Source organism: Vibrio sp. 03_296 (genome assembly GCF_002265885.1).
In genome coordinates this window covers 1-897 of sequence record NZ_NPKW01000677.1, presented here as the reverse complement: position 1 = coordinate 897, position 897 = coordinate 1, and the positions used below count along the sequence as shown (strand labels likewise).

The 897-nt window shown below is 42.2% G+C and carries 2 pseudogenes; both read right to left on the bottom strand.

What is annotated here, in order from left to right:
- A pseudogene (locus CIK04_RS27080) lies at window positions 1–218 on the bottom strand (FAD-dependent oxidoreductase); the annotation flags it as partial.
- Window positions 219–676: 458 nt separating this feature from the next.
- Window positions 677–897: pseudogene (locus tag CIK04_RS27075) on the bottom strand (YqiA/YcfP family alpha/beta fold hydrolase); the annotation flags it as partial.

The following is an 897-nucleotide window of genomic DNA, read 5'->3' as shown; positions in this document are numbered from 1 at the left end:
TGGAAATCGAAACAGTGGTTTTTGKCATGAGCACGGTAGCTTAGCGCATCAACCCCTTCATCAAGAGAGCCTGTCGCCACTTCATGCAACAATGGCTTCCATAAATGGCTCGCCTTGCGATCCACTAGGGTGATTTGAGCACGTCTTTTACGACCTAATGTGCGACCTAATTTGGTTGCCAACTCTAGGCCACCAGCACCGCCACCAACAACGATAATTCAGTGTCACAGTGATAATCCTCTACAAAATAATAAAAAGGGTTCTGCACGACAGGTCATTCGGTGTTATCACCGGTAACGCGTCCTACAGAGAAATCTTGTGCTTGTGAACGTTCTGTTCAGGGTTATCAAAGGGCATTTAACGTTYGGATAAAAGCGTATTGGAGATCGTCCTCGACAAGACGAATTGGGTTCAAGTTTTTTTACTCGTCTCTCAATTTTTTTTGATATTTATCAAATTATTTTATAGTGGTTCATTATATAGCGCGAAATCACAACCGCAACAAAAATCCTTACTGCCCATACGGAATGGTGATGTTTTCTACTGCTCTCACCTAAAAACAAAGCATCGACATCGCACGGCGCTTTTGTAGCCCATTTAGCAGATAAAGAAAAAGCACCTATCGCTAGGTGCTTGGTGTGTCGGATTTAGAAGGTCCAATGAGGCGATAAAACGCTCAGTTGTTTTCTTTAAATGCTTTCATCTTCTGCAAGTGCTGAGTATATCTTTTGAATTTATGGGTTTCTTTGTCATCCCACACCACTTCGTAGTAATTCTCAAGCGCTTGTGCTGTTTTGCTGTTGTCGTGGATTTCATCATCGCGTGACAAGATCACTAAACAGCGACCTTTGTTCTTCATACGAAATTGTTCGACATCATTTGGTTGCAATATCTTCA